Raw genomic sequence first — 24,089 nt, 5'->3', positions numbered from 1 at the left:
GGGAAAGGGGAGTATGCTCGTGATGAAGATGGGGATGGTTTTCACGAAGTACATGTTAACACCATTGAAGGTTGTTGGTCATTACTACGCTCATGGTTAAGACCTCATCGAGGTATTTCTCAAGAAAAACTACCTTTTTATTTAGCATTATTTGAGTTTGTGTACAATATAAAGTGCCGAGGAAAAAGCTTACTTAATGATCTAATAGAGCTATTGATATAACCCCCTAGGAATCCATATAGAGCCTTAAATTTAACTAAACTTAATTGGTCCAGAACTCCTAGAGGTTATGTAGTATCTATGTATGACCCCGACGATAACGTAAAAACAGACTATGGAATAATCCCTGATGCATTTGGTGATGTGGGTAAGGCTAATACTCGTTACGATGCATTCTTCAATATTATTGCTTGGGATCACAGCAATAATACCAGTGGTAAGCTGTCGGCAAAAGTCCGTTGGGAAGCGTAAAAATGAAAGCAATCATTGATAGAGACTTAATTATTGGAACGGTTTCAGGGCATTGTGATGGTATTGAAATACCTGTTTATTTAAAAAAACACAAATTAGATACTTTACGCTTTGATGGTGAAGACATTGTAAGCATGTCTCAATATAAAAAATTCTATATAGACGAAAATGCCATAAAGCACGTTATTCAACATAACTCGGCATGGCAACCATTAGTATGTGATTTTGATGATGAACTGATTTTAGATAATAATATTTGGCGTATTAAAAATAATAGTGATAAGTATTATGAAGCAATAGATCGTATTAAAGCTAAACGAAGGAGTGATTATACAAGAGAAGCTGATCCTCTGAAAAATGAATATGATTATGACTTGATCGCGAATCCAAGTAATGCTGAAGTAAAAAAACACAAATGGATTGCTAAGGTAAAAGAAATAAAAGCGCGTTATCCTTTTCCATCTGAAGCAACAATTAATACTTAATTTTGAGTAAGCTTATTTTTAACCTTTAGTTATAAGGAAACTATTAATGTTTTTTAGATAAAAAACATTAACGGCAGTGACATTATACCCAAAGTGAAGGATATAGTATCACTGCCAGGTAAGACTCCTCTTGCTGGTTAGCTATATACACTAAAGGTAATGAAGTATATACCCCTTGTTGAGGGCAAAACTATTAAGCTACTTTTTCTTTAGCAGTCTTATGCTCTAAGACCTTGTTAGCAGCATTAATAGCAATGGTTTTAGGCTTCATTGCCTCTGGTATTTCCCTAACCAAATTAATGGTCAGCAGACCATTATCTAACTTAGCGCCGGTGACTTCAACAAAATCTGCCAGGTTGAAACGGCGCTCGAATGACCGATTAGCTATACCTTGGTATAGGTACTTTCTTTCTGCTTTTTCTTCAGCTTTTTTACCTTTTACGGTTAATACGCCTTGCTCCATTTTAATATCGAGATCTTCTCGGCTGAAACCCGCTACAGCCAGAGAAATGGTATAACGGTTATCATCAATAACCTCGATATTGTAGGGTGGATAAGTATTGCTGGTATGGTCATTATGTAAAGCTGAGTCAAGCAGCGAAGCTAACCGATCAAACCCTACAGAACTGCGGTAAAGGGGAGTAAAATCAATTGAGTTCATCGCATATCCTCCTCTAGAAGCGATACGAAACAAAACCAATCAGCGTTGACTACACTTCTCTAAAAAAGACGTAGTGAGCCACGCTCAAAAATTAATATAGGGCCTTTTATTTATTTTTCAAGAGAGAAAATAGCGATAGTATAGGATTGTTTTTTTAATCGGTAAGATGGGGTAGAGATTATGGATGATAAGTTATCAACGTTGATTAATACACCGATAGAGCATGATTATCCTACCATTAATCAAGATCAGCTAATCAAGTTACAACAATGTGAGCGTGCCGTTGAGCTGAAGCAATCATCACGCTTAAAGTTAGCAAATTGCTACTTCCACGAGGGCCATTACGGTTGTTCTGAACATATGTATTGCCGGGAGGCGGTGGCAAAACGATTACAGGCAATATTAACTGTTCTGCCAGAAACAATGGGGATTATCGTTTTTGATGCCTTTCGATCTATAGCAACGCAGCATTCGCTTTTTGAATCCATTTCAAAGGCAATACAATGTCGTTATCCTGCATTGACTGAAAGTGAACTAAATGCAGAGGTCAGGAAATTTGTTGCTCATCCTGATGAACCATCCCGCTTTGCTATTCCTCCTCATAATTCGGGAGGTGCTATTGATTTAGCGCTATTCGATATTAATACGGGGAAGCAATTAAACTTTGGATCAGTGTTTGATGAACAGACGCCACGTGCTGTGACGGATTATTTTGAACGACCTTATGAATATAGCCAAAGCTTGTTTAATGAGTCACAATGGCAAACCATACGCAACAATCGTCGTCTATTATTTGGCTTAATGAAGTCATACGGATTTGTTAATTTTTCTTGTGAGTGGTGGCATTTTGATTTAGGTGACTGCTTGTGGGCCAATGAGTTAGGTATGGATTGGTACTACCCATCAATGGAGCAAGAAGTGCAAACATTAAAGGAGTAAGGTTGTGCAAAAGGTTGATCCAAAGTTAGCGCGTTTTTTTGATCAATTACCTGGTGCCTGGGGATGCAAGGATGCCGAGTCTAACTTTATGTATGCCAATGAAGATTATGCAAAACTAATTGGTCTCGATCATCACTTGGATATTATTGGTCGAACAGACTTTGATATGCCTTGTGATACGGTTAATTGTGCAGAGCAGTTTCGGCGTCAAGATCAGCAAGTGATTACAGCCAATAAAAGGTTAAGAGTACTGGATATTCACCCGTTTGCTGGTGGCGAGTGGAAAGCTTATATCTTTACTAAAACCCCTTTACTTGATGATAATGATTGTATAATTGGTACTATTTTTCATGGCGCAGATATTACATCTGCATCCACTGTTGAGCTTGGTACACTTCTAGGGCGCATTCAAGTGGGAGCTGCTCAAGGAAATAATCTTATCAGTCAATCCAGCTATATACTTGAAAAGTCTTATGGTGCAGTAAAGCTAACGGAGCGACAGTCAGAGTGTTTGTTTTACTTGATAAGGGGCAAAACCGCAAAAGAAGTCGCACAAGTACTAGGTTTATCGACGCGAACAGTAGAAATTTATATTAATCAACTGAAAACCAAGTTTAATGCTCAAAGCAAAGCAGACCTTATCGACCAAGCTATTAGTATGGGCTACTTAGCCCTTATTCCTGAGCGTTTATTTTGCCAACAATTATCTATTACGCTGAGGGATTAACCTGAGGCAGGTTTTGATTCACTTAGTTGAGAAGTGAATAACCTAACGAAGCAGCTGAAAGTAGAGAAAGTGGTTTAGGTCTGCTTCGTTAACGTGTTTATTTGGGTAAGGGTATTGAAGATAAGTACTGATTTTGACTGACTGTATAGTTATTTGTTTACCTGTAGTAAGGCCTTAACGTAGTACGGTCTTAACAAAGTCAGTGGGGTGAAACTAACGTCAGAATATTTTGGTCTGGGTCATACACATGAATCAGTTTCACTCCGTCTTCTAGCTTTTCAGGTGCACTGTGTAGTTTGACGTGTTTTCGTTTTAAACGACGTAATGTTTTACGCATATCTTTGACAATTAACGATATGCCAGTAAAGCGACCGATAAACTGGCTTTTATCCAAAGCGTCACCTGAGATGGTTTCAAGAACCAGTTTGGTTTCGCCAGTATTAAAAACAGCGAATTGTGCCTCCATATTTACGTTTTCAACCGGTAAGCCTAATTGGTGCTTGTAAAAGTCTAATGCTCGGTTGAAGTTGTAGGTAAAAATTCTGACAGCATTCAAGGTATACATTCGCCGTTTATCTCCACATCATGTTTCCTCAAAAAGACATACTGCATCACGTAAGGTTGCAATTTACTTACGGCCCAAGTGTCATCAAGCATACAAGGCATTAAATGAAATGAAAGGGGTTTTTTCACTGGAAGTGTACTGTGTTCGGTGTACGTTAAGTGTGGTGTTGTGTTAACACCAACGGCATCACACCTAAAACAGATACCAGATCAGTTTAGAGGTGCCCTTTATTTGGCCCCGTTAAGGCCACTCGCTGAAGGTATGATGGCATAAGATTCAGTCAAAAAAAAACCCTGACCTTAGTTGGGGAAGTGTCAGGGTATATTACTTAACTTTGCCTTAGACAAAAAGGGGTTAACTTCAATAAGTCTGATAAGACTAGCTTAGCCAGTTATTTGTCAAAATCCGTAGATTTACGCAACACGCTGTGCTATTTACCTACTAATACTGCAAGTGTAGTCATTATAAAAGGTAATGCTGCAACTGCTGTGCTTGCTGATGAAGTCCACTACTTCCAGCATATAAGCTGGGTGATGGCGTTGAGAGTAAGTTACCTTGAAGCAAATCAATGCCACTGCTCAGTGCTATAACTGCCTGCTTTTCCGTTTCTACTGTGCTTACGATACAGAGGCTACCAACTTCACTTGAAATAGACACTAGATCTGTAAATAAGTGGCTAGCATCATGCTGGCCTGCTGTTTCGTGGTGGTTGTGTAGGTTAAGCTTGATGATATCGGGTTTTATCCGTTCAATCTGGTAAGCACTGACATTGTTAATCTCAACATCGTCAATTGCTACGAGTAACCCCATGTTTTTGTAGATGCTGGCTGCCTCCACTAATAGCATTTCATCGCCGAATGTCTTTTTACTCAACTCAATAATTAATTGATAAGGCGGCAGTAGACTTTGCTTAAGGAGCTGCTCAAGCGCATATGAGTGAAGGATGTCTTGTTTGACTAAATCTGCGGTTTGTTTGAAAAATAGCCAGTTATCAGTGGCATCTTGCGTTGAAAATGACTCGCAATGTGATAAGCGGCAAAGCTGATCAAGGGTTGCCAACTGGTCTAGTCGTGCCGCCAAGTTGAAGAGTATTGTTGGACTGGTTGTATTGTATTGATGTTGTCTTGAAGTGCCTCGAATAAATGCCTCATAACCAACTACTCGCTGGTGACGGACATTAATAATTGGCTGGAAGCTACTCCTAAGCCTGATGCCTTGGTATTCCAGTGAAGACATGATAATTCATCATACTTTGTCTGGTAGGGGCTAGTGGGCAGGTATCTCTAAGGTGCTCGTCTTATTAAGGGAGGCGCCTACTTTTAAGTTAGATTAAGGCAAAGGTGTTGTAAAAAAAATGCCATATACTTTTTAAGCGCAAAAAAAAGCCCTAACTATTGGGGGGGTTAGGGCGTTTGAAGAAATTCCATAAAGTTAAGGAGTGTCTTAACAGCGCAAATCCTACCAAAATACTAGTCACCACATATTAGTAGATATACCCAAGTTATTTCGGTATACACCTAGCAAAATGAACTTAATTCCTTTATATAATGTTAAGATGAGTTCAGAGATTTACAGCGATTAATGCCTCTGAAGCTACACAGTACAGTGTTTGCGAGCATAGTTGGCTTGTTATGTTTTGGCAGAAAGGCTTTAAGTCGAAGCAGCTTGATACATAATTTTAATAGCAAATAGTTATATCTGGCGTGGTGGATATACTTTAATAGATAAAGGTTGTAGGAATGACTCAGGACAGTATAGGGGTATTTGGTTCGGCATTTAACCCACCCACATGTGGTCACTTGGATGCAATTAAGCAAGCCGCACCGCACTTTACAACCATTTTGCTGTTACCTGCAGCTGCGCATGCCTTTAATAAACAGATGCTGGACTTCCACTCACGACTAGCGCTACTCAAGTGCTTTGTAAAAGATTTACCCAAACTGAGCTGTAAGATTGAGATATGCGGTATAGAACAGGATATGTTGAGCAACCATCCTCAAAAGCCAGTCTATACCTATGATGTACTAAAATTGTTGTCAGAACAGTATGCTCCCAGCGCCAAGGTACAGTTTATTCTTGGGCCAGACAACGCAAGGCCTGAGGTTTGGCAGAAGTTTTATAAGGCTGATGAAATTAAGCAACAGTGGGGAACATTTGTTGTGCAAGAACAGGAAGCGGTGCGGAGTACATTAGCACGTGAAAAGCTACAAAGCTTCTATAAAGCTGAGGATGAAAAGCGTACTCATATACATCAGCAGTTGAGCAAAATACTGACGCCTGGCGTATTACATTACATTCAGCAACATCAGCTATATCAAGCCTAAGCCTCTACCCTTGTTACCTCTATTTTAAGTGGTTTTATTTATGAGTGAGCAATCTACGTTTGATCAATCAAGTGTCGAAGTTGTTAAAAAAGAACGTGTTTTTTCAGGCTTTTTTAAAGTTGACCGCTTCCAGCTTCGTCATCAGCTATTTGCAGGAGGCTGGAGCCCTGTTTTACAAAGGGAGCTATTTATAAGGCCTGAGGCAGTGGGTGTACTTTTACTGGATTTACAGCATGACAGTGTTGTCCTGGTAGAACAATTTCGTGTTGGCGCATTGGTAGCCGATACCAAGCCGTGGTTATTGGAAATAGTTGCCGGGCTTGTCGCTCCAGGTGAGTCAGTGGAAGACGTAGCATGTCGTGAAGCAAAAGAAGAAGCTAATTGTGATGTACAACAGCTCATGCCCATTTGTGAGTACTTATCAAGCCCTGGGGGTAGCTCAGAAAAGCTCACATTATTTTGTGGCCTGGTAGACAGTTCCAACCTAGGAGGAATTCACGGTCTGGAAGAAGAAGGGGAGGATATTCGTGTTCAGGTGGTTAAAATAGATGAGGCGTTTGCGCTGCTAGGTAAAGGCGTTATTAATAATGCAGCTGCCATTATTGCACTGCAGTGGTTGCAGATAAATTTGCCTAACTTGCGCCAACAGGCACTGAAGACTTGATTTTCCCTTGAGTGGCATCAAGTCAATTGTTAGAAGAGAGTGAGTGATGGCTTATTCTACTTTGCGCTTTATGCTGTGTGCTCTGTTGATAGGTATGCTTGCAGGGTGCTCATTATCAAAATTATCATGGTCTGGTTTATTTGGACCGAGTCAACCTTCAGCTGATGCTCGGTGGGCATTACTCCCGTTTGTTAATTATACCGATCAAGGGGATGCGGATGAGCAGGTAGAACGCATGATCACAGTTTTACTGCCTTCTCATGGTATAAGACAGGTGAATAATTTTGCAAAGCCTGCTAGCAATAAAGAGGCTTCATTTGTGAATGAAGCTGCACGCTTGCAAAACGCTAAAGCATGGGCACGTAAGAAAGCATTTGATTATTACCTCAGTGGCGAAATCACAGAGTGGCAACGGGGAGAGGAAAACTCTCAACCCGTGGTTACTTTATCTCTGACGATTACTTCTTTGGCTGATGATGACGATGAAGTGATTTGGACAGTATCAGGGACAGGAACAGGCAAGCCAGGCGATACTGTTTATGATACTGCAAGAGGATTGCTTAATACGCTCATGAGTAGTATGCCTAAAGTGTCCGATTAAAACGCCACAGATTTTATACCCAATACGAATGGTTTTTAGGTGAGACCATCGAGTGACGAAGCCCCATGAGCCTATATTAAGAGGTGATTGGCGTGAGGAGAGAAGATAACAAAACCTAGAAATCATTCGTGAAGAGTATATCATCCAATGCAACACTGATTGCGTCCATTTTGCTTAGCTTTATAAAGTGCATCATCAGCACGTGCAAATGCACTGTGAGGGTCATCACCTTGCTTGAATTCCGTTAAACCGAACGAGGCGGTAACCGCTACTTCTTTTTGTTGAAAATGAAAAGGCGTAGTCTCAATAAGCTTTCGAACTACTTCAATGACTTGCTGAGCATCTTCAATAGGCGTGCTGGACATTAAGATTACAAACTCCTCACCCCCGTACCTGGCAACGAAATCAACTTCGCGTAGCCGTTTGGTTAATAGCTGAGCAAAAATTTTTAGTAACTTATCTCCCGCAAGATGGCCATATTGATCATTAATGCGCTTAAAAAAATCAATATCAGCAATACATATGACCAGTGGTGCTTGATAGCGTTTCCATCGAGCATACTCCAGTTGAATGCGTTCTTCATAGGCACCTCTGTTCGCCAGCTCGGTGAGTGGATCTTTGGTTGCTCGATCACGTTCTTTCACTAAGTCTGCCTGTAGCTCTTTAGTATGCTGCTCCATACTCGCAATGCGTTCTACTAGTACATTAAGCTGATCTGCAACTTGCGTACGATCTGATGTTTGCTGGTGGTATCGCTCCATAGAAGAAAGGATGTTATCTAAGCGGCTTTCGACAGTATGCTTTAAACTTTGCAGGTCTGAAGCTGTAGACATGGATTCGCGAATGCTACCTACATTGTCCTGAACGGAGCTCTGTAAGGCTGCGATATCATCAAGGGACGCACTCATACCTGCTTGAGCTTGTATCAAGTGTTGCTGAAAATCACCGAGTCGGTCATTGAGTTCTTGCAAAAAGTGTTGGAAGTCTTCCCTATTTTGATGAATGACAGTAATGACAACAGCGGTCAAGCTTTCCAGTGTTGGAAGAAGTTCATACCAAGTTAAAGGTTGATTTAACAAGGTTTTCAATAGGTCAATATCATCAGAAAGTGAATCAACAGCGGGTAGCCTGTTGATGAACTCTTTAAGCAAAGACTCAATTCGCTTAAAGACCATCTGCTCCTGTTTGTCAGAACCTGCTGGTTGTAAACCTTTTTTAGTTTCTGTTAACGATGCAGCAGGCTGGGGTGTCGAGTCTTTAGGTAAGCTGGTTTTGTCAGATGGCTTAAATAGCTTTTTCCAAAAAGAAGTTTTTGCTGAGTGATCACTCTCTGCCTCTCTAACAACATTTTCTTCTGTGTCCAAGTGTTCAATTACGGACGAGGATATTTCAAGATCTGTGCTTGATGATAGCGGGCGATCATTTGTTTCTTCCTCTGAGGGGGTGTCCAAGTACTTTGAGTCAGTATGTTTTACCCCTTGCTCATTAATCTGCGTGATCAGCTCTTTTAGTGACTGGATATAGTGAGGGAACTCTGCAAGAAAAAGAGACTGCTTTTGGAGCTGTTTAATATTTTCTTTGATAGTTTTATTTTGACTGGCTAATGCTGGATGATCCCGCAGATGTCTGAAGATGACCTCCAATCCCTCAGAAGATTTGGCAAGAGGCTGTGCTTGAATAACTCGATCTGCTTGCTGCTGAAAATTATCCACATGCTGGCTGATATTAAGCTGCAGTGTTTCTCCTCTAAGACTTTGCTTGAGTGTTTGTAGCTGCTCATCTAAAGGCTTGGCCATACCCTCACATAGAACAATAGTGACGAGCAGGGTTTTACGCAGTTGATCAATGCTGCCTGTGGCTTGTTGCTCCAAGCGATCAAGCTGTTCTAAGGCATCTAAGTACTTAGCGCGTAAGCGAGCCTCATCAGCAGAAGTTTCTTCATTGGTATGGTCTGACTTGTTGCGTTGTTTCATGCCAAAGCTCTGTGGCTTATTAGTTTTCAATAACCTTCACGAACCATTAACACCCTTACAAGCATGGCACATTTGATCTGATTCGCAGGTAAATCTTAAACATAACAGCTTAGCGAAGAGCCTAAAGGCTAAGGTAGGAAAGTTATCGGCTAAAACGGCTTATTTTTGGGGGAAGGTCAGCTCAAAAGGTAGCTCTATTTCAACGGCAACAGGTAAGTGATCAGAAAGACGCTTATTGAGGACACTTACCTCGTTTATTTTTATTTTGTCACTGACAAGGATGTGATCTATTGATCGGGAGGGACGCCAGCTGGGGAAGGTAAACTCACCATTATGAACGGGTCGCAGATGACCGTAGCGTAATGGGGTTTTTTCTAGTAGCTGCTCTGCATGAGTATTCATATCACCCATTAAGACGATATGTTTATGTTCTGCAATAAGGTCACAGATGTAGGAAAGCTGGCGATTGCGACTGCGTTGACTCAATGAGAGGTGCATCATGACGATAATAATATGCTCTTCTTCATTACCCAGGCGCACAACAATTGCACCGCGACCAGGAAGGCGACCTGGTAGCTTATGGTCTTCAACTTGCTGGGGGTTAGCACGACAAAGAAAGCCATTACTGTGTTGAGCAAATCGGCCTAGGTCTCGGTTAAGCTGGTGATACCAATAAGGAAATTGCCCTTTTCGTGCCAGGTATTCAGTCTGATTAATGTAACCGCTGCGAATACTTCCGCCGTCGACTTCTTGCAGCGCAACAAGGTCAAACTCTCTTAACAGGTATGCAATTTGATCAAGGTTTTCATTACGGCGTTGTGAAGGTAAAACATGCTGCCAGCTGCGAGTCACATAGTGTCGATAGTGCTGAGTGTTAATACCTACCTGGATATTAAAGCTCAACATTCTAAGCCGGTTGCTTAACACTACAGCAGGTGGCCGTAAGGTATTTTCAGACATCACATTTGCTCGTGCAGGCTGGGCTTGCTCTCGGGAAGTAACCAGTTGCTTTAACGTTCTAACGGATGTCTGAAGCATAAAAACCTCATTCCTGGCGCTACCTGCTGCGCTTATTAAATTGTCTTAATAATGGGAAGCAGGTCTATTGTGCCATTGGTTAGTCTTCTTTGGCTGCTGAAGACTTCACGTTTGTTTCATCACTGCCTTCTTCTTTTGTTTCAACTTTGGCTGTTGATGCAGGAGCTGCCTTTTCTTGCAGTAACTTTCTTTCTTTTTCAATTAAGAAGTCAGCAACAGCAGTGACCTTTTCTTTTGGAGCATTGATTCGGTATTTACCATTGACTAAAACGGCAGGTACGCCAGTGAGTCGGTAACTACGAAATTTAGCTGCAGCCAGGTTCATTTGGCTGCTCACACCAAAAGAGTTAAATGTTTGTTCAAATGTTTCCTTGTTAACGTCATATTTTGTTAGGAACTTAGCCATGGCTTCTGGGGCAGCAAGCTTATTGCCCTCATTATGAAATGCCTCAAAAATGGCCTCATGCACGTTCTTATCTAATTTTAGAGCATTAACTGTGAAAAAGAGACGCGCATGCACACCCCATAGGCCTTTAGTAACAGCTGGTATTTGCTTGAACTCGACGTCTTCAGGAAGTGTTTCAGCCCACTTGTTGATATAGGGTTCAAGCTTGAAGCAGTGAGGGCAGCTATAGGTAAAAATTTCTGTAACGTTCACCTTGTTAGCACTAGCGGTTTTTACTGGCTGGTCTAAGACAATATAGTCTTTCCCTTCTTGGAAGGTTTCAGCAGCCATTGCCATAACGGGCATGATGACGAGAGGAAGCATTAAACGGGACAAGCTTTTAATCATTCTTCGTTCACTCCTGGTAGTTGAGTTCAGTTTGCCTCAGGTTGAGTTGGACCACAAAACTTTACAAAAGCTCACTCACTATACTCTGCGAGAAGGGTACTTCATCGCTTAAATTTCCGCTTAGCAGTATTTTGCGCTGCAAAGTCTGACATAGTAGCAGGGGTACAATAAAGGAGCAGTTCCATTTTTCTTTCTTACTATGTCACTTATTGTCTAGCGATTTGTTTGTGCTAAAGGGGGGCGCGTTTTTTATTTGCTATAAAACACCTGTCGTTTTAATGCGGTGTCGCGATTAAGCAAGTTCATACCGAAAAAAGCACTCGCATTTTACAGTGATTATGCTTAGAATCCGCGAAAAATCTTCTAACACAAATGCTCTAGGGAAGGCTTCACCACACGAGGTATTAACACAGAGAGTAATTTTTCTGTGATACTTTGGTCCTGGTTTTTCAGTGTTTCCCTTGTTTTTACTTAAAAGCCAACAGGTGTTTTACCTGAGTTTGCAAGAAGATTTTATTTGAAGATACGTGTTTTCGTTAAGAGTTAATCTATCTTATATAAAGTAGCTTGCAATCGAGAAGCTCTCGGCGAGTTGACTGATGGGGTAGATACCCAAGATTGCTTTAACTGAAAACAGAAATTCACAAAAGAAGGTACCTATGGTTCTAAAGGTCTAATGGTGCACAGCTAATCATCCTGATGCGCTGTGCACATAACTGATTGGAGTTTGTTTAAATGCCAAACACCCTTACTCACGCTCAAGTTGTTCCTACTACAACTGACTGCTGGCCCACCCACGAAAATCTTCACCCTGAATCCCTTGATGCTCAAGACCATTTTATTACACGAGATGGTGTAACATTTGCGGGATCTCATCTTATTATCGACTTATGGCAAGCTACCAAGCTTGATGACCTTCAGCTCATGGAACAAACACTTCGTGATGCTGTAGAAGTTGCAGGCGCAACACTGCTTCATATACACCTACATCACTTTACTCCAAATGGGGGTATTTCTGGTGTTGCTGTCCTGGCAGAGTCTCATATCAGTGTCCACACTTGGCCCGAGCGCAACTTTGCTGCGTTTGATGTTTTTATGTGTGGTGATGCTGAACCTCATAAAGCCATTCCCATACTAGAGCAAGCTTTTACTCCTACAAGAACAGATGTGAGTGATCTGATGCGTGGTAAAGTCTCTAAGTAAGTAACGCGGTGCGCTAGGAATTAAAAATGCTGACAAAGATTGACCAGAGAGAAACCTATCTGGAGACGCTGCACAAGCATTATTTGCAGGGGTTTGTGGTAGATAAGGTTTTATTTGAAAACAAAACGGAACATCAACACCTTATTATCTTTGAAAACAAGGTGTTTGGCCGTGTCATGGCATTAGATGGCATTATTCAAACCACTGAAGCAGATGAATTTATTTACCATGAAATGCTGGCTCATGTACCCATAATGGCTCATGGTAATGCAAAGCGTGTGTTAATTATTGGTGGTGGAGATGGTGGCATGTTACGAGAAGTGCTAAAGCATCCACACGTAGAGCATGTCACTATGGTTGAAATTGACCAGCAAGTGGTTGAGATGTGTCGTGAGTATTTACCAAACCACTCTAGTGGTGCATTTGATGATGCTCGTACTCATTTAGTGATTGCCGATGGTGTTGATTTCGTTAATACGACACAAGAACAATTTGATGTCATTATTTCTGACTCAACTGATCCAGTGGGCCCGGGTGAGGTTTTATTTAGCTCTCGCTTTTATGATGGCTGTAAGCGATGTTTAAACGATGGTGGCATATTAGTGACCCAAAATGGGGTGGCTTATATGCAGTTAAGCGAAGTGACTACCACATATCAGCGTTTAACACCTTATTTTAAGGATGTGAGCTTTTATAGTGCAGCCGTACCTACTTACATAGGTGGGATCATGACCTTCGCGTGGGCTACAAATAATACTCAGCTACGTGAGCAGCCATCGGCGGATATCGTACAACGATTTAAGGCGAGTGATATACAAACTCATTATTACAACCCTGATATACACTGTGGGTCATTTGCATTGCCGCAGTATATCCATCAGGCATTAGATGCAATAGCTGTAAAATAAAAGACCACAGGTCTTTACCCAAGAACGAGTACGCGTTCTGCGTACTCAACCCCATCCGCCTTTTTTTATTAAGGGGCTTGTAGTGAAGAATGATTGGACTGTGTCTGATGCGCTAGACACGTATAATGTACAATTTTGGGGTAATGGCTATTTTTCGGTAAGTGAACAAGGTGATGTTATTGTTCACCCAACGAAAGAAAGTTCCGTTAATTTAGCTGAGCTAACGGCTGATCTTCAGCATGAAAATACCCGCCTCCCAGTGCTTGTGCGCTTTCATGATATTTTACAAAACCAAGTACACAAACTGTGTAATGCATTTAACAATGCAATAACACAGTATGAGTATGAAGGTGATTATGTTGCTGTTTACCCTATCAAAGTTAATCAGCACCGTCAGGTTGTTGAAGGCTTGCTGGCAAGTCAGGCGGAAACAAGTGTCAAACAACTGGGATTAGAGGCTGGAAGTAAAGCTGAGTTATTAACTGTTTTGGGTTTTGCGGCAGAGAGTAATTCAGTCATTATCTGTAATGGCTATAAGGATCGGGAGTATATTCGTCTGGCCTTGATTGGTGAGCGTATAGGTCATCAAGTCTATATTGTTATTGAAAAAATTTCTGAGTTAGACCTTATTTTATCAGAAGCTGCAGATCTTAATGTAACTCCACGTATTGGTGTTCGAGCAAAACTGGCCTCACAGGGTAGAGGCAAGTGGGAAACATCCTGTGGTGAAAAATCAAAGTTTGGCTTATCTGCAGCACAGGTACTTGATGTTGTTGAAAAACTGAAAACCCATGATGCTCTTGGCTGTTTGCAGTTATTACACTTCCACATGGGCAGTCAAATAGCGCATATTCGTGATATTCAGTCAGGTTTAAGAGAGTGCTCACGCTTTTTTATGGCACTACAGCAGCTTGGTGCAGCCATTAAAATAGTGGATGTTGGGGGTGGGCTTAGCATTGATTATGAAGGCACCCGCTCACAAAGTAACTGCTCCAGTAACTACAATATGCAGGAGTATGCGAATAATGTGGTCTATGCCTTTAGCACTATTTGTCGTGAACATGACCTGCCACACCCACGGCTAATTTCTGAATCAGGACGGGCGCTTACTGCTCATCATGCGCTATTAATCACTAATGTGATTGGCGTTGAGGCACCAAACATTTCCCAGCCAGCTGAGCCTAGTGATGATGCTCATCAACTACTACATAATATGTGGCATGACTTTTCAACACTCAGTCAGCGTCGAAATGACCGTGCCTTAGTTGAAATTTATCATGACACTCAGGATGACATGGCTGAGGTGAACTCACTATTTACCCATGGTGTAACGACGTTGCAGGAACGAGCGTTGGCGGAAGAAATACACTTCGCTACTTGTGCACAGCTGGTGACGTATTTGAATCATCGTAATCGTGCTCATCGCGTCATTATTGATGAGCTTAATGAAAAGCTTATGCATAAGTTTTTTGTTAACTTTTCACTCTTCCAGTCGTTACCTGATGCCTGGGGGATAGGACAAATTTTTCCAATTTTACCGCTATCAGGCCTTGATCAAGCGCCTGCTGTTCGCGGGGTGATTCAGGATATTACCTGTGACTCTGATGGAATGATTAAGCAATATGTGGATGGCCAAGGCTTGGAGTCAACCCTGCCACTTCCTAGCTATAAGGCAGATAAGCCCTATTTGCTTGGCTTTTTTCTGGTGGGAGCTTATCAGGAAATCCTGGGAGATATGCACAACCTGTTTGGGGATACTGATTCTGTTTCTGTGCGTGTTGATGAGCAGGGGAATTATCAGGTTGAACAAATTAAACACGGTGACACTGTTGAAAACATGTTGAGATATGTTGATCAACAACCGGATGCGCTTATGAGTTCCTACCAAAGGCAACTGGAGCAGTCTAACCTTGCGGCGGAAGAGCAGGCGCGTTTATTAAGTGAGCTGTGCCAGGGAATTACTGGCTATACGTACTTAGAAGAGTGATTACGCCATGAGTCGTTTGGTGACATTTGCGGCCATTCAGATGGCATGCAGTGATGATTATGCGAAAAATGTTGAATATGCTTCAACATTGGTAACAGCGGCTGCAAAACAGGATGCACAAGTTATTCTGCTACCAGAGCTATTTGCAGGACACTATTTTTGTAAAGAGCAAAAGCCTGAGTTTTTTAAACAAGCGCAGACGGCCAAGGATAGTGACTTACTGCAGCACATGTCTAAATTGGCTAAGCAGCTTAAGGTGGTGTTACCTATTAGCTTTTTTGAGCGTGCAGGGCAAAGCTATTTTAATTCGTTAGCAATGATCGATGCCTCAGGTGAGATCATGGGCATTTATCGGAAAAGCCATATACCTGATGGTCCAGGCTATCAGGAGAAGTATTATTTTTCTCCTGGTGACACTGGGTTTAAAGTTTGGTCAACGCAGTATGGGTGTTTAGGTGTGGGTATTTGCTGGGATCAGTGGTTTCCTGAAGCTGCTCGAGTCATGGTACTGCAGGGTGCTGAAGCTCTACTTTACCCAACGGCTATTGGTGATGAGCCACAAGATCCGACACTGGACTCACAAGCCCACTGGCAACGAACCATGCAAGGACATAGTGCGGCAAATATGGTGCCTGTTATTGCTGCCAATCGAGTAGGTCAAGAGCCAGCCTCATCATTTAATTCTACTTATTACGGTAGCTCTTTTATCACTGGTTATACCGGAGAAGTATTAGCACAAGCTGATCGGGTGCAAGAGCATACAGTTATAACGACGGTTAATTTGGATGATGCGGCTTTAGCAAGACAGAGCTGGGGACTGTTTCGGGATCGTCGTCCTGAGTTTTATGGGGCAATCTCAGGTTTTGATGGTAACTAGCCGTTAAAAGGTCATTTATACAGCTAAAAAATAAACCCGGCTGATGCCGGGTTTATTTTTGCTAAAAAGATATGAATCTGGGGCTTTACATAAAATGTTATCGCAAGCCTTGTACATAACTTGAAACGGCATCAACCTCTTTATTGCTTAGCTTTTCTGCAATAGTGCGCATGATTTTCGTATCACCATCATTGGTTCGCTCACCTTCACGAAAATCTCTAAGCTGTTTGGCTGTGTAGTCAGCAAACTGTCCAGATAACATTGGGAAGCCTGCTAATTCATTGCCTTTAGCCGTAGGTGAATGACAAGCATTACAAGCAGGGATGCCTTTTTCTTTATGGCCTGCTCGGTAAATACGTTCACCTAAGGCAACTTTGTCTGCCTTTGCTGCGCCAACAGGGGGGGGTTGTGAAGCATAATAAGCTGCAATATCGGCCATATCCTGTTCAGATAAACTAGCAACAAAGCCAGTCATTTCAGGAATACTGCGCGCACCTGACTTAACATCTATAAGTTGTTTAAGCAGGTAGCGTTGTCCTTGTCCAGCAAGGTGAGGAAAGTTTGGGGCAGCACTGATGCCTGTGGCACCGTGGCAAGCAGAACATACCGCTGATTTTGCTTTTCCTGCCGTGACATCACCTTCAGCTGCGTGAACTAGACCCGTTACCCCCATCGTCAATATGCAGCTAAAAAAAAGTACTCTTTTCATCAGCTAATCCAGTACCAGCAAGTCGTAGTGTTTATTTATCCCTATAATGCTAATACATTACAGGCCGCCTTGTTTATTGATCTCACCTGCTCTGTATGACTATGGCTGTATGGCGTGTTAAAAAAATCTCACACAACAGCTGACTTTTACCCGTCGCGGTTAGGTGTTAAGTGGTTTTGTCAGCGTTTGACAATCTTACTAAACAACTACATCGCTGAGGGTAAGCTTGCAGGAAGTCGAATAATACGCGTAAATTACATTATTTTATAGTGGCTTACGCCTTGGCGGATGGATTATACACTAATCTGCAACTTAACGGGAACGTACATACAACAACGGTCTTCAAATAGGTATTATTTTTCGGGATATTATTCAGCTATGGAGTGTTAGGATAAGATCAATAGAATGTGCCGAAAAGCTTTGAAACTTGTTATTAACTGAGAAACGTATGAGTCCAGAACAGTCTCAACACCCCCTGAATTTTGAGCAAACTTCCTTTATTAAAAGTGCAGCCAAGTTATCACAATGTCCTGAGGATGTTGGCCGTGAGGTTGCGTTTGCTGGACGGTCCAATGCGGGCAAGTCTAGCGCACTGAATGCATTAACTGGCTCAAAGAAACTGGCTCGAACCAGTAAAACGCCCGGTCGAACTCAGCTAATCAATTTTTTTAGTCTTACTGAAACACTTCGTTTAGTGGATTTACCTGGCTATGGTTATGCAAAAGTTCCTGAGGCAGTGAAAGCTGAGTGGCAGCAGCACCTTGAAAATTACCTACAAAAGCGTGACTCGCTGATTGGTTTAATACTATTGATGGATATTCGCCATCCACTAAAAGAGTTTGACCAAATTATGCTGGAGTGGGCTGAGTTCTACCAAAAGCCTGTTCATATCCTGCTGACGAAAAGTGACAAGTTAAAATTTGGAGCCGCCAAACAAGCTGCGTTGAAAGTACAACGTGAGTTAAAGCCTTTTGGCAATCTTGTTACGCTACAGTTGTTTTCTTCTTTAAATAAGATGGGAGTTGATGAGTTAAAGCAGCAGTTGTCTACTTGGTTGTTGGATGAAAAGAATTAATAGAAGTCCATAAAAAATGCTCCAGTTACTTGGGGGAGATCAGCAACTGGAGCTTTCATAGACTCCGCTAACTTGGGGGCTTAACGGAGGAAGTGCCAACACTAAACACATAAGGAGTAGTTAAGTCAGTCATCACGACCGCTTAATTGATAAGACTAAGCCTGTTGGTAGAAGTTCCTCTTTTTGGAAGAAAAATATTTCCCCCGATAAACGGTATAAAAATGTGTAGAGTTAGCACAGAGTTTTTATGAAACGCACGTTAGTGCGCTTCATCCCAGTTGTTTCCGATACCCACTTCTACTAGTAAGGGAACATCGAGTTGTGTGGTTTTTTCCATCAGTGACTTAATGTTTTCGGTGAGAAGTGCCACGTGGTCTTGCTGAACTTCAAATACCAGCTCATCGTGTACTTGCATAATCATGCTGGCTTTAACGTCTTCCATCATCAGCCATTGATTAACGGCGATCATGGCTTGTTTGATAATATCTGCAGCTGTGCCTTGCATCGGTGCATTGATGGCGGTTCGCTCAGCAGCCTTGCGTTGGATTGCATTACGTGAGCGAATTTCTGGCAGGTATAAACGGCGGCCCATTAACGTTTCAACATAACCTTGGTCAGCCGCTTGTTGACGGATTGACTCCATGTAATTCAACACCCCTGGATATCGCTCAAAATAAAGGTCAATGTACTCTTGGGCAGATTGCCGAGAAATACCCAGCTGTTTGGCGAGTCCAAAAGCAGACATACCATAAATCAAGCCAAAGTTAATGGCTTTAGCATTGCGCCGTTGGTTGTCAGTGACTTGTTCGTGAGGTACGCCAAATACTTCTGCTGCGGTGGCTTTATGGACATCCATGCCATGTGCAAACGCATTTTTTAAACCACTGTCGGCAGACAGATGTGCCATGATGCGTAACTCAATTTGTGAGTAATCGGCTGAAACAATTTTGTAGCTTTCTGGAGCAATAAACGCCTGACGAATTCGTCGGCCTTCTGCTGAGCGAATAGGAATATTTTGTAAGTTAGGATCAGAAGACGAAAGACGCCCAGTTGCCGTAACCGCTTGATGGAATGATGTATGAACACGACCAGTATGGGGATTAATCTGTTCTGGAAGCCGGTCAGTATAAGTTGATTTTAACTTACTGAGACCTCGATACTCTAAAATAAGCTTGGGTAAGGGGTAGTCCAGCGCAAGCTCCTGCAAAACAGGTTCAGCAGTAGAAGGTTGACCCTTGGGTGTCTTTTTAATAACAGGTAGCTTGAGTTTTTCAAAAAATATTTCTTGTAACTGTTTCGGCGAGCCAAGATTAAATGTTTGCCCGGCAGCATCATAGGCTTGCTGTTCTAACTCGGTCAATCGTTTAGCCAGCTCTGTTGATTGCTTGTTTAACAATCCACAATCTATAAGCGCACCATGGCGCTCCATTCGAGACAGTACTGATATCAGAGGCTTTTCAACCGAATCACAAAGTGATGCCAGTTTAGATTCTGCTTCTAGTTTTGGCTTCAGTGTATGATGCAGTTGCAGTGTAATATCGGCGTCTTCTGCTGCATAGGGTGCAGCCTGCTCAATGCCAACCTGGTCAAAGGTGATTTGTTTTGCGCCTTTGCCTGCAACTTCTTCATAGTGGGTTGTTTTATAGCCTAGGTATTTGAGCGCTAAGCTGTCCATATCATGTCGTGTTGCTGTGGAATTTAGTACGTAAGATTCCAGCATAGTGTCAGCGGCAATGCCTTGTAACTCGATATCATATCGAGCTAAGACGCTCATGTCGTATTTAAGGTTTTGACCCACTTTGCCTGGTTTTTCAGCTTCTAACAAAGGCTTTAGCTGAGAGAGTACCCAGTCACGATCTAATTGGTCAGGACAACCAGGGTAAGTATGAGCCACAGGCACATAGGCAGCCTCACCTGCTTGCACCGCAAATGACACACCGACAATTTCTGCATCCATATAGTTTAAGCTGGTAGTCTCGGTATCAAATGCAATTATTGGTGCTTTTTTCAGTCGATCTAACCAGTCTTGGAAGTCTTTTTTGGTGTAAATTGTTTGATAGTTGGCAGGGGCTTGCTTGCTTTCTGCTGGTGCTTCTTGTTGCTGATTGCCAAGTAGCTCCTCAAGCCAGCCTTTAAATTCCAGTTGGGTAAAAAGTGCTATCAACGCTTCGTTATCAGCGTCTTTTATATTAATTGTTTCAAGGGATATAGGGAGGTCTACATCTGTTTTAATTGTTGCCAAGGTTCTGGATAAGTAGGCTTGTTCTTTGTACTCGTCGAGTTTTTTCGCCATGCTTTTTGAGCCACGAAAATTTAGCCCAGCAATTCGGTCCAGCTGTTGATAAATACTATCTAGACTGCCTAACCCCTGTAATAAAGCGAGCGCTGTTTTGTCTCCTACCCCAGGAACACCTGGAATGTTATCGACCTTGTCGCCCATCAGTGCAAGATAATCTATAAACAGTTCGGGACCAAAGCCAAACTTTTCCTGAAGGCTTTCAACAGTAGTAGTACGGTCGTTCATTGTGTTAATCAACGTCACATGCTGACTGACTAACTGAGCTAGGTCTTTATCCCCAGTTGATACGATAACTTCAATACCTTTTGAGGTTGCTTCATTGGCGAGAGTCCCAATAACATCGTCAGCTTCAACCCCGTCAATAACCAGTAAGGGTAAGCCCATTGCTTTAATAATTTGGTGAATAGGCTCTATTTGTAGCCGAAGCTCGTCAGGCATAGGCGGGCGATGTGCTTTATAGTCAGCATATATTTCATTGCGAAATGTAGGGCCTTTTGCATCAAAAATGACCACCACAGAACTATTGGGATAATCCTTTTGTAAACGGCGAATCATACTAATTACACCGCGAACTGCCCCCGTTGGCTCCCCAGAAGAGTTGGTCAAAGCTGGCATGGCATGAAAAGCTCTAAATAAGTAAGAAGAGCCATCAACAAGAACAAGTGGTTTTTTGGTCGTTTGCGTGGTCATTGATTCAATTAGTGATCGTTAATAATGGATGAGGAGAGTACATTCATGTGCATTAATGAAGCGTGTAACACCCTTCATACTCGTTATACCATTCTTACTGGCTATACACTGTGGTGGCTATATATTGTGGCACACACTGAATGGTTGGCAAAAGAGGCCAATTTTACTTAAGTAAGGACATCAAATATATACGATACCCGCAATACGCTTATTGCAATATGTGGTTCTTTGCAGAAGTGTTTTTGATTTCTGAGATATATCCTTCGCTATAGGTATATTATTTGTGATAATCAGCTGTACCCTTAGTTTTGGGTTTAAAATCCATTGAGTGTTGTATGAGTTATTGAGTGTGTTAACAGAATAGGTGTTGCATACCCAGTGGTTTGATCTGCAGTAGGTGACGTTTATAAAGTGATACGCTTATACTTAGTGGTCCAATGACACTCATGTCACCCTACAGGAATATCAATATAACGTGTGGAGTAACCTATGAAACGTTTACTCATTAAAGCTTTACTTGCGTTTTGCTTTACTGGCGCTGTGAATACTGCAGTGATTGCTGAAGATGAGCCAATAAGACCTAGCAATGATGTTGTGATTCGTGAAAGTAAGGATAAAATTATTCATGAGTACCGTCACAATGGCTTTGTGTACGCAATCAAAGTTGTACCTAAGATAGGCAAGCCTTATTTTCTTGTGGCTGCTGATGGTGAAGGTAATTATATTCGAACTGATCGTCCCGAGATGCTTATTCCTTCTTGGAAAATTTTAGAGTGGTAAGTCAATTTTTTTGAGCAGTAGTTATGTCGGTCTATACACACCTGAGCCAAACTGAAGTTGAACACTTTATTAGTAAATATTCATTAGGGAAGTTAGTACACTATGAAGGCATTGCTGCTGGTGTTGAAAATACCAATTATTTTGTTGATTTAAAGTGCAATGATAATACAACTCGTTATGTTTTAACTATTTTTGAATATTTACCCCATGATGTAATGCCTTTTTTTGTCAGTCTGACTGATTTGTTGGCTGACAAAGCGCTACCTGTACCAAAGTCATTAAGAGATGTTTCAAATCAAGCATTGCATGACTTACATGGTAAACCTTCGTTACTACAGGTGTGTCTTGCAGGAAAGCATAGTCCTATCCCTAATCATGAACAGTGCCATGCTATTGGTGAAATGTTAGGTAAGATTCATCAGGCTGCGACTGATTGCCCGCTTAAACAAGAAAATCAGCGTGGAATAGCTTGGTTGGCTACTCAAGTTGAGCGTCTAACACCCTTAGTTTCCTCTGATAATGCTGAGTTACTTAACAAGCAGTTAAAACGTTTCCAACAGTTTTTTGATTCGGTGAATATCCCCCAAGGCATTATTCACGGTGACTTATTTCATGATAATGCGTTATTTACTGGGGATCGTATTACAGGAATCATAGATTTTTATAATGCCTGCTACGACTATTGGCTATACGATATTGCTGTAACCGTTAACGACTGGTGTCGGCAAGATAGTTTAGTATTGGATGAAGTTAAAACAAATGCATTATTAAAAGCCTACCATGACGTTCGACCTTTTACTAAGGAAGAACGAACTGCATGGCCAGTTATATTGCAGTTTGCAGCATTTCGATTTTGGGTTTCAAGGTTGATTACCTTTGCTCACCCTGAGGAAAACTCCTCTCATAGTACGGCAGACAATCCTGTTGTTAATAGTAAAAATCCTGATGAGATGAGAGATCTTATGCTAAGCCATTATGATAACGCTCATTTATTGGTCTTGCCGAACTGACGTGTCATTTATGTCGCTGTGGGTAGAGGTTGCCCACAGCAACTTAAATGACAATATTTTACTTTATATACTTATCTAAAAAAAGTTGCATTTTTCCTGTCCTTTCTAATTCAGCAAAGCCTTCATCTAAAATCCCCTTAAGTTCATAAGCGTACTTAAACTGTCTGGATATCAACAAATAAAAAGGGTCTGATTTGCCATGAGGTATAGGCATTGCCTTAATATCACCGCTACTCAGATAGTCTTCACCAATGCTCGCAAAGCCAGAGAGAATTTCATAACGCGCTAAAAAGAGGTCGCATCGATTTTTAAGTGTCAAAGATATCACCTGATCGAATTTTTTAGCGATCATATTAATATCTTCGTTTCGAATACCTTCTGCAAAACCAGTATAGTTATAGGAGTGTAGTCCACAGACTTCATAGCTCAGAAGCTGTTTTACTGAATCAATAATAGGTGGACCATTTGGATACCTTTTTGTTGAATAGAAAAACTTAGGTGTAATCGAATAGTAAGAGTTGCTATATAAAAAAAGCGTATTCCTGGTATCACTATAGGAAGAGCTTAGCGCGACCTGGTACTTAGTGTTTTTTTCTACTTCAAGCAGGCAACGTTTCCAAGGTGGAAGAAAAAATGCAGCCTTTATTTGATGCTTTGATAAAATTTCGGTAATGATGTCAACATCATAGCCAGTAATTTCTTTCGTTTTTTCACCATTTACACGCTTCCAGAAGTGGTAGGGTGGCCATTCTGCACCGTCACCACAGAAGTGTATTGTTTGACCTGCTAAGTTTGTTTGTTGAGCACTTACACTCAGTGAGGCTGCTGAGGCAATCAAATACAATGTTCTTAAGAAAATCATCTTTTGAGAACAACCTCCAGAAGCTCTTCTTTTACAATGCCCAAAAGCCTTTATATATACCCAAGACGAAGGATATATCTCTTATGAAGGGATACCCTTTGTTGGGGTTATACTGCTATTTTTAAACAAGCAGTCATCCCATAACCCTTTCTATTTGTAGTGAAACAGGCTACCTCTAGATATTAGAAGGTGTCTTAAAAATCAAAATTTAAGCAACTCTTTTGACTAAAATATGCAGCATAGCAATGTGAATCATTGCCTCACTATTTCTCGTTAAAACTTCATAATCTTTAGAATGACGCCTATAGTTGATTAACCATGAAAAAGTACGCTCAACAACCCAGCGTTTTTTTACAACATTAAACCCTTTACCCGCTTTTTCAACGACCTCAAGTATTATGCTACGAGTGATTTCATGGGACTCTTTTACCCATTCAACGACTGGATT

25 protein-coding genes and 1 pseudogene are annotated in these 24,089 nt (G+C 41.5%); 16 read left to right on the top strand and 10 right to left on the bottom strand.

What is annotated here, in order from left to right; translation table 11 throughout:
- From F607_RS34685 to F607_RS32935, 3 genes and pseudogenes are all read left to right on the top strand, one after another.
- Positions 1 to 222: pseudogene (locus F607_RS34685) on the top strand (IS1595 family transposase); the annotation flags it as partial.
- Between the two features lie 78 nt (positions 223 to 300).
- Positions 301 to 471, top strand: a complete 171-nt coding sequence (locus F607_RS34145; RefSeq protein ID WP_157365490.1) for a hypothetical protein — start codon at positions 301 to 303, stop codon at positions 469 to 471.
- A gap of 2 nt (positions 472 to 473) precedes the next feature.
- Positions 474 to 956 carry a hypothetical protein gene (locus F607_RS32935; RefSeq protein ID WP_051311532.1) on the top strand — a complete coding sequence of 161 codons (483 nt, stop codon included), beginning with the start codon at positions 474 to 476 and terminating at the stop codon, positions 954 to 956.
- A 193-nt stretch (positions 957 to 1,149) separates the two neighbouring features.
- On the opposite strand, the gene F607_RS0115330 is transcribed toward F607_RS32935, so the two are convergent.
- On the bottom strand, positions 1,150 to 1,617 hold the full coding sequence (locus tag F607_RS0115330; RefSeq protein WP_027708790.1) for an Hsp20 family protein: 468 nt from the start codon (positions 1,615 to 1,617) through the stop codon (positions 1,150 to 1,152).
- A gap of 180 nt (positions 1,618 to 1,797) precedes the next feature.
- Between F607_RS0115330 and F607_RS0115325 the strand changes: the two genes are divergently transcribed.
- Together F607_RS0115325 and F607_RS29985 are read left to right on the top strand one after the other, a co-directional pair.
- The gene (locus tag F607_RS0115325; protein WP_038291528.1) at positions 1,798 to 2,556 is read left to right on the top strand and encodes a M15 family metallopeptidase; all 759 of its coding nucleotides are present in this window, start codon (positions 1,798 to 1,800) and stop codon (positions 2,554 to 2,556) included.
- A 4-nt stretch (positions 2,557 to 2,560) separates the two neighbouring features.
- The gene (locus tag F607_RS29985; RefSeq protein ID WP_038291527.1) at positions 2,561 to 3,283 is read left to right on the top strand and encodes a helix-turn-helix transcriptional regulator; all 723 of its coding nucleotides are present in this window, start codon (positions 2,561 to 2,563) and stop codon (positions 3,281 to 3,283) included.
- Positions 3,284 to 3,482: 199 nt separating this feature from the next.
- Here the strand turns inward: F607_RS29985 and F607_RS0115315 are convergent, their stop codons facing one another.
- Positions 3,483 to 3,848, bottom strand: coding sequence for a VOC family protein (locus tag F607_RS0115315; protein WP_027708788.1), 366 nt, complete (start codon positions 3,846 to 3,848; stop codon positions 3,483 to 3,485).
- A gap of 462 nt (positions 3,849 to 4,310) precedes the next feature.
- Positions 4,311 to 5,084, bottom strand: coding sequence for an EAL domain-containing protein (locus F607_RS0115310; protein WP_027708787.1), 774 nt, complete (start codon positions 5,082 to 5,084; stop codon positions 4,311 to 4,313).
- Positions 5,085 to 5,587: 503 nt separating this feature from the next.
- Here F607_RS0115310 and F607_RS0115305 point away from each other — a divergent pair.
- From F607_RS0115305 to F607_RS0115295, 3 genes are read left to right on the top strand one after another with little or no spacing between them, the layout of a single operon-like run.
- The gene (locus F607_RS0115305; RefSeq protein WP_027708786.1) at positions 5,588 to 6,172 is read left to right on the top strand and encodes an adenylyltransferase/cytidyltransferase family protein; all 585 of its coding nucleotides are present in this window, start codon (positions 5,588 to 5,590) and stop codon (positions 6,170 to 6,172) included.
- A gap of 40 nt (positions 6,173 to 6,212) precedes the next feature.
- Positions 6,213 to 6,836 carry an NUDIX domain-containing protein gene (locus F607_RS0115300; protein WP_027708785.1) on the top strand — a complete coding sequence of 208 codons (624 nt, stop codon included), beginning with the start codon at positions 6,213 to 6,215 and terminating at the stop codon, positions 6,834 to 6,836.
- Between the two features lie 46 nt (positions 6,837 to 6,882).
- The gene (locus F607_RS0115295) at positions 6,883 to 7,437 is read left to right on the top strand and encodes a hypothetical protein (RefSeq protein ID WP_027708784.1); all 555 of its coding nucleotides are present in this window, start codon (positions 6,883 to 6,885) and stop codon (positions 7,435 to 7,437) included.
- Between the two features lie 140 nt (positions 7,438 to 7,577).
- Here the strand turns inward: F607_RS0115295 and F607_RS32930 are convergent, their stop codons facing one another.
- The 3 genes from F607_RS32930 to F607_RS29975 all read right to left on the bottom strand — a co-directional run bounded on the left by F607_RS32930 (position 7,578) and on the right by F607_RS29975 (position 11,241).
- Entirely contained in the window at positions 7,578 to 9,410 is a 1,833-nt protein-coding gene (locus F607_RS32930) for a GGDEF domain-containing protein (protein WP_051311531.1), read from the bottom strand.
- 159 nt (positions 9,411 to 9,569) lie between these two features.
- Positions 9,570 to 10,448, bottom strand: coding sequence for an endonuclease/exonuclease/phosphatase family protein (locus F607_RS0115285; RefSeq protein WP_027708783.1), 879 nt, complete (start codon positions 10,446 to 10,448; stop codon positions 9,570 to 9,572).
- Positions 10,449 to 10,527: 79 nt separating this feature from the next.
- A complete protein-coding gene (locus F607_RS29975; protein ID WP_051311530.1) occupies positions 10,528 to 11,241 on the bottom strand; it encodes a thiol:disulfide interchange protein DsbA/DsbL in 714 nt (237 codons plus the stop codon).
- 735 nt (positions 11,242 to 11,976) lie between these two features.
- Here F607_RS29975 and speD point away from each other — a divergent pair.
- The 4 genes from speD to aguB all read left to right on the top strand — a co-directional run bounded on the left by speD (position 11,977) and on the right by aguB (position 16,216).
- Entirely contained in the window at positions 11,977 to 12,444 is a 468-nt protein-coding gene (gene speD / locus F607_RS0115275) for an adenosylmethionine decarboxylase (RefSeq protein WP_027708782.1), read from the top strand.
- A gap of 26 nt (positions 12,445 to 12,470) precedes the next feature.
- Complete coding sequence (gene speE, locus F607_RS0115270; RefSeq protein WP_084611266.1) at positions 12,471 to 13,352, top strand: polyamine aminopropyltransferase; 882 nt, start codon at positions 12,471 to 12,473, stop codon at positions 13,350 to 13,352.
- An 82-nt stretch (positions 13,353 to 13,434) separates the two neighbouring features.
- Positions 13,435 to 15,339, top strand: a complete 1,905-nt coding sequence (gene speA, locus F607_RS0115265) for a biosynthetic arginine decarboxylase (protein WP_038291526.1) — start codon at positions 13,435 to 13,437, stop codon at positions 15,337 to 15,339.
- Positions 15,340 to 15,346: 7 nt separating this feature from the next.
- The gene (gene aguB / locus F607_RS0115260; protein WP_027708779.1) at positions 15,347 to 16,216 is read left to right on the top strand and encodes an N-carbamoylputrescine amidase; all 870 of its coding nucleotides are present in this window, start codon (positions 15,347 to 15,349) and stop codon (positions 16,214 to 16,216) included.
- 97 nt (positions 16,217 to 16,313) lie between these two features.
- Here aguB and F607_RS0115255 read toward each other — a convergent pair whose 3' ends face one another.
- Positions 16,314 to 16,925: a c-type cytochrome gene (locus F607_RS0115255; protein WP_027708778.1), complete on the bottom strand. Its 612-nt coding sequence runs from the start codon at positions 16,923 to 16,925 to the stop codon at positions 16,314 to 16,316.
- A gap of 448 nt (positions 16,926 to 17,373) precedes the next feature.
- Between F607_RS0115255 and yihA the strand changes: the two genes are divergently transcribed.
- A complete protein-coding gene (gene yihA / locus F607_RS0115250) occupies positions 17,374 to 18,000 on the top strand; it encodes a ribosome biogenesis GTP-binding protein YihA/YsxC (RefSeq protein ID WP_027708777.1) in 627 nt (208 codons plus the stop codon).
- A gap of 259 nt (positions 18,001 to 18,259) precedes the next feature.
- Here yihA and polA read toward each other — a convergent pair whose 3' ends face one another.
- Positions 18,260 to 20,989, bottom strand: a complete 2,730-nt coding sequence (gene polA / locus F607_RS0115245; protein ID WP_027708776.1) for a DNA polymerase I — start codon at positions 20,987 to 20,989, stop codon at positions 18,260 to 18,262.
- Positions 20,990 to 21,034: 45 nt separating this feature from the next.
- Between polA and F607_RS35800 the strand changes: the two genes are divergently transcribed.
- The 3 genes from F607_RS35800 to F607_RS29970 all read left to right on the top strand — a co-directional run bounded on the left by F607_RS35800 (position 21,035) and on the right by F607_RS29970 (position 22,779).
- Entirely contained in the window at positions 21,035 to 21,160 is a 126-nt protein-coding gene (locus F607_RS35800; protein WP_268967641.1) for a hypothetical protein, read from the top strand.
- A gap of 318 nt (positions 21,161 to 21,478) precedes the next feature.
- Positions 21,479 to 21,769, top strand: coding sequence for a DUF2782 domain-containing protein (locus F607_RS0115235; RefSeq protein WP_027708775.1), 291 nt, complete (start codon positions 21,479 to 21,481; stop codon positions 21,767 to 21,769).
- Between the two features lie 23 nt (positions 21,770 to 21,792).
- Entirely contained in the window at positions 21,793 to 22,779 is a 987-nt protein-coding gene (locus tag F607_RS29970; protein WP_051311529.1) for a homoserine kinase, read from the top strand.
- Positions 22,780 to 22,837: 58 nt separating this feature from the next.
- On the opposite strand, the gene F607_RS0115225 is transcribed toward F607_RS29970, so the two are convergent.
- Together F607_RS0115225 and F607_RS0115220 are read right to left on the bottom strand one after the other, a co-directional pair.
- A complete protein-coding gene (locus F607_RS0115225) occupies positions 22,838 to 23,641 on the bottom strand; it encodes a substrate-binding periplasmic protein (RefSeq protein ID WP_027708774.1) in 804 nt (267 codons plus the stop codon).
- Positions 23,642 to 23,849: 208 nt separating this feature from the next.
- A partial coding sequence (locus tag F607_RS0115220) for a transposase (RefSeq protein ID WP_157365489.1) occupies positions 23,850 to 24,089 on the bottom strand: 240 nt, incomplete at its 5' end.

Origin of the sequence: Zooshikella ganghwensis DSM 15267, from assembly GCF_000428585.1 — a bacterium.
Taxonomy (GTDB): Bacteria; Pseudomonadota; Gammaproteobacteria; order Pseudomonadales; family Zooshikellaceae; genus Zooshikella; species Zooshikella ganghwensis.
The sequence above is the reverse complement of the archived record's forward strand: the minus strand, read 5'-3'. Positions and strand labels throughout refer to the sequence as shown.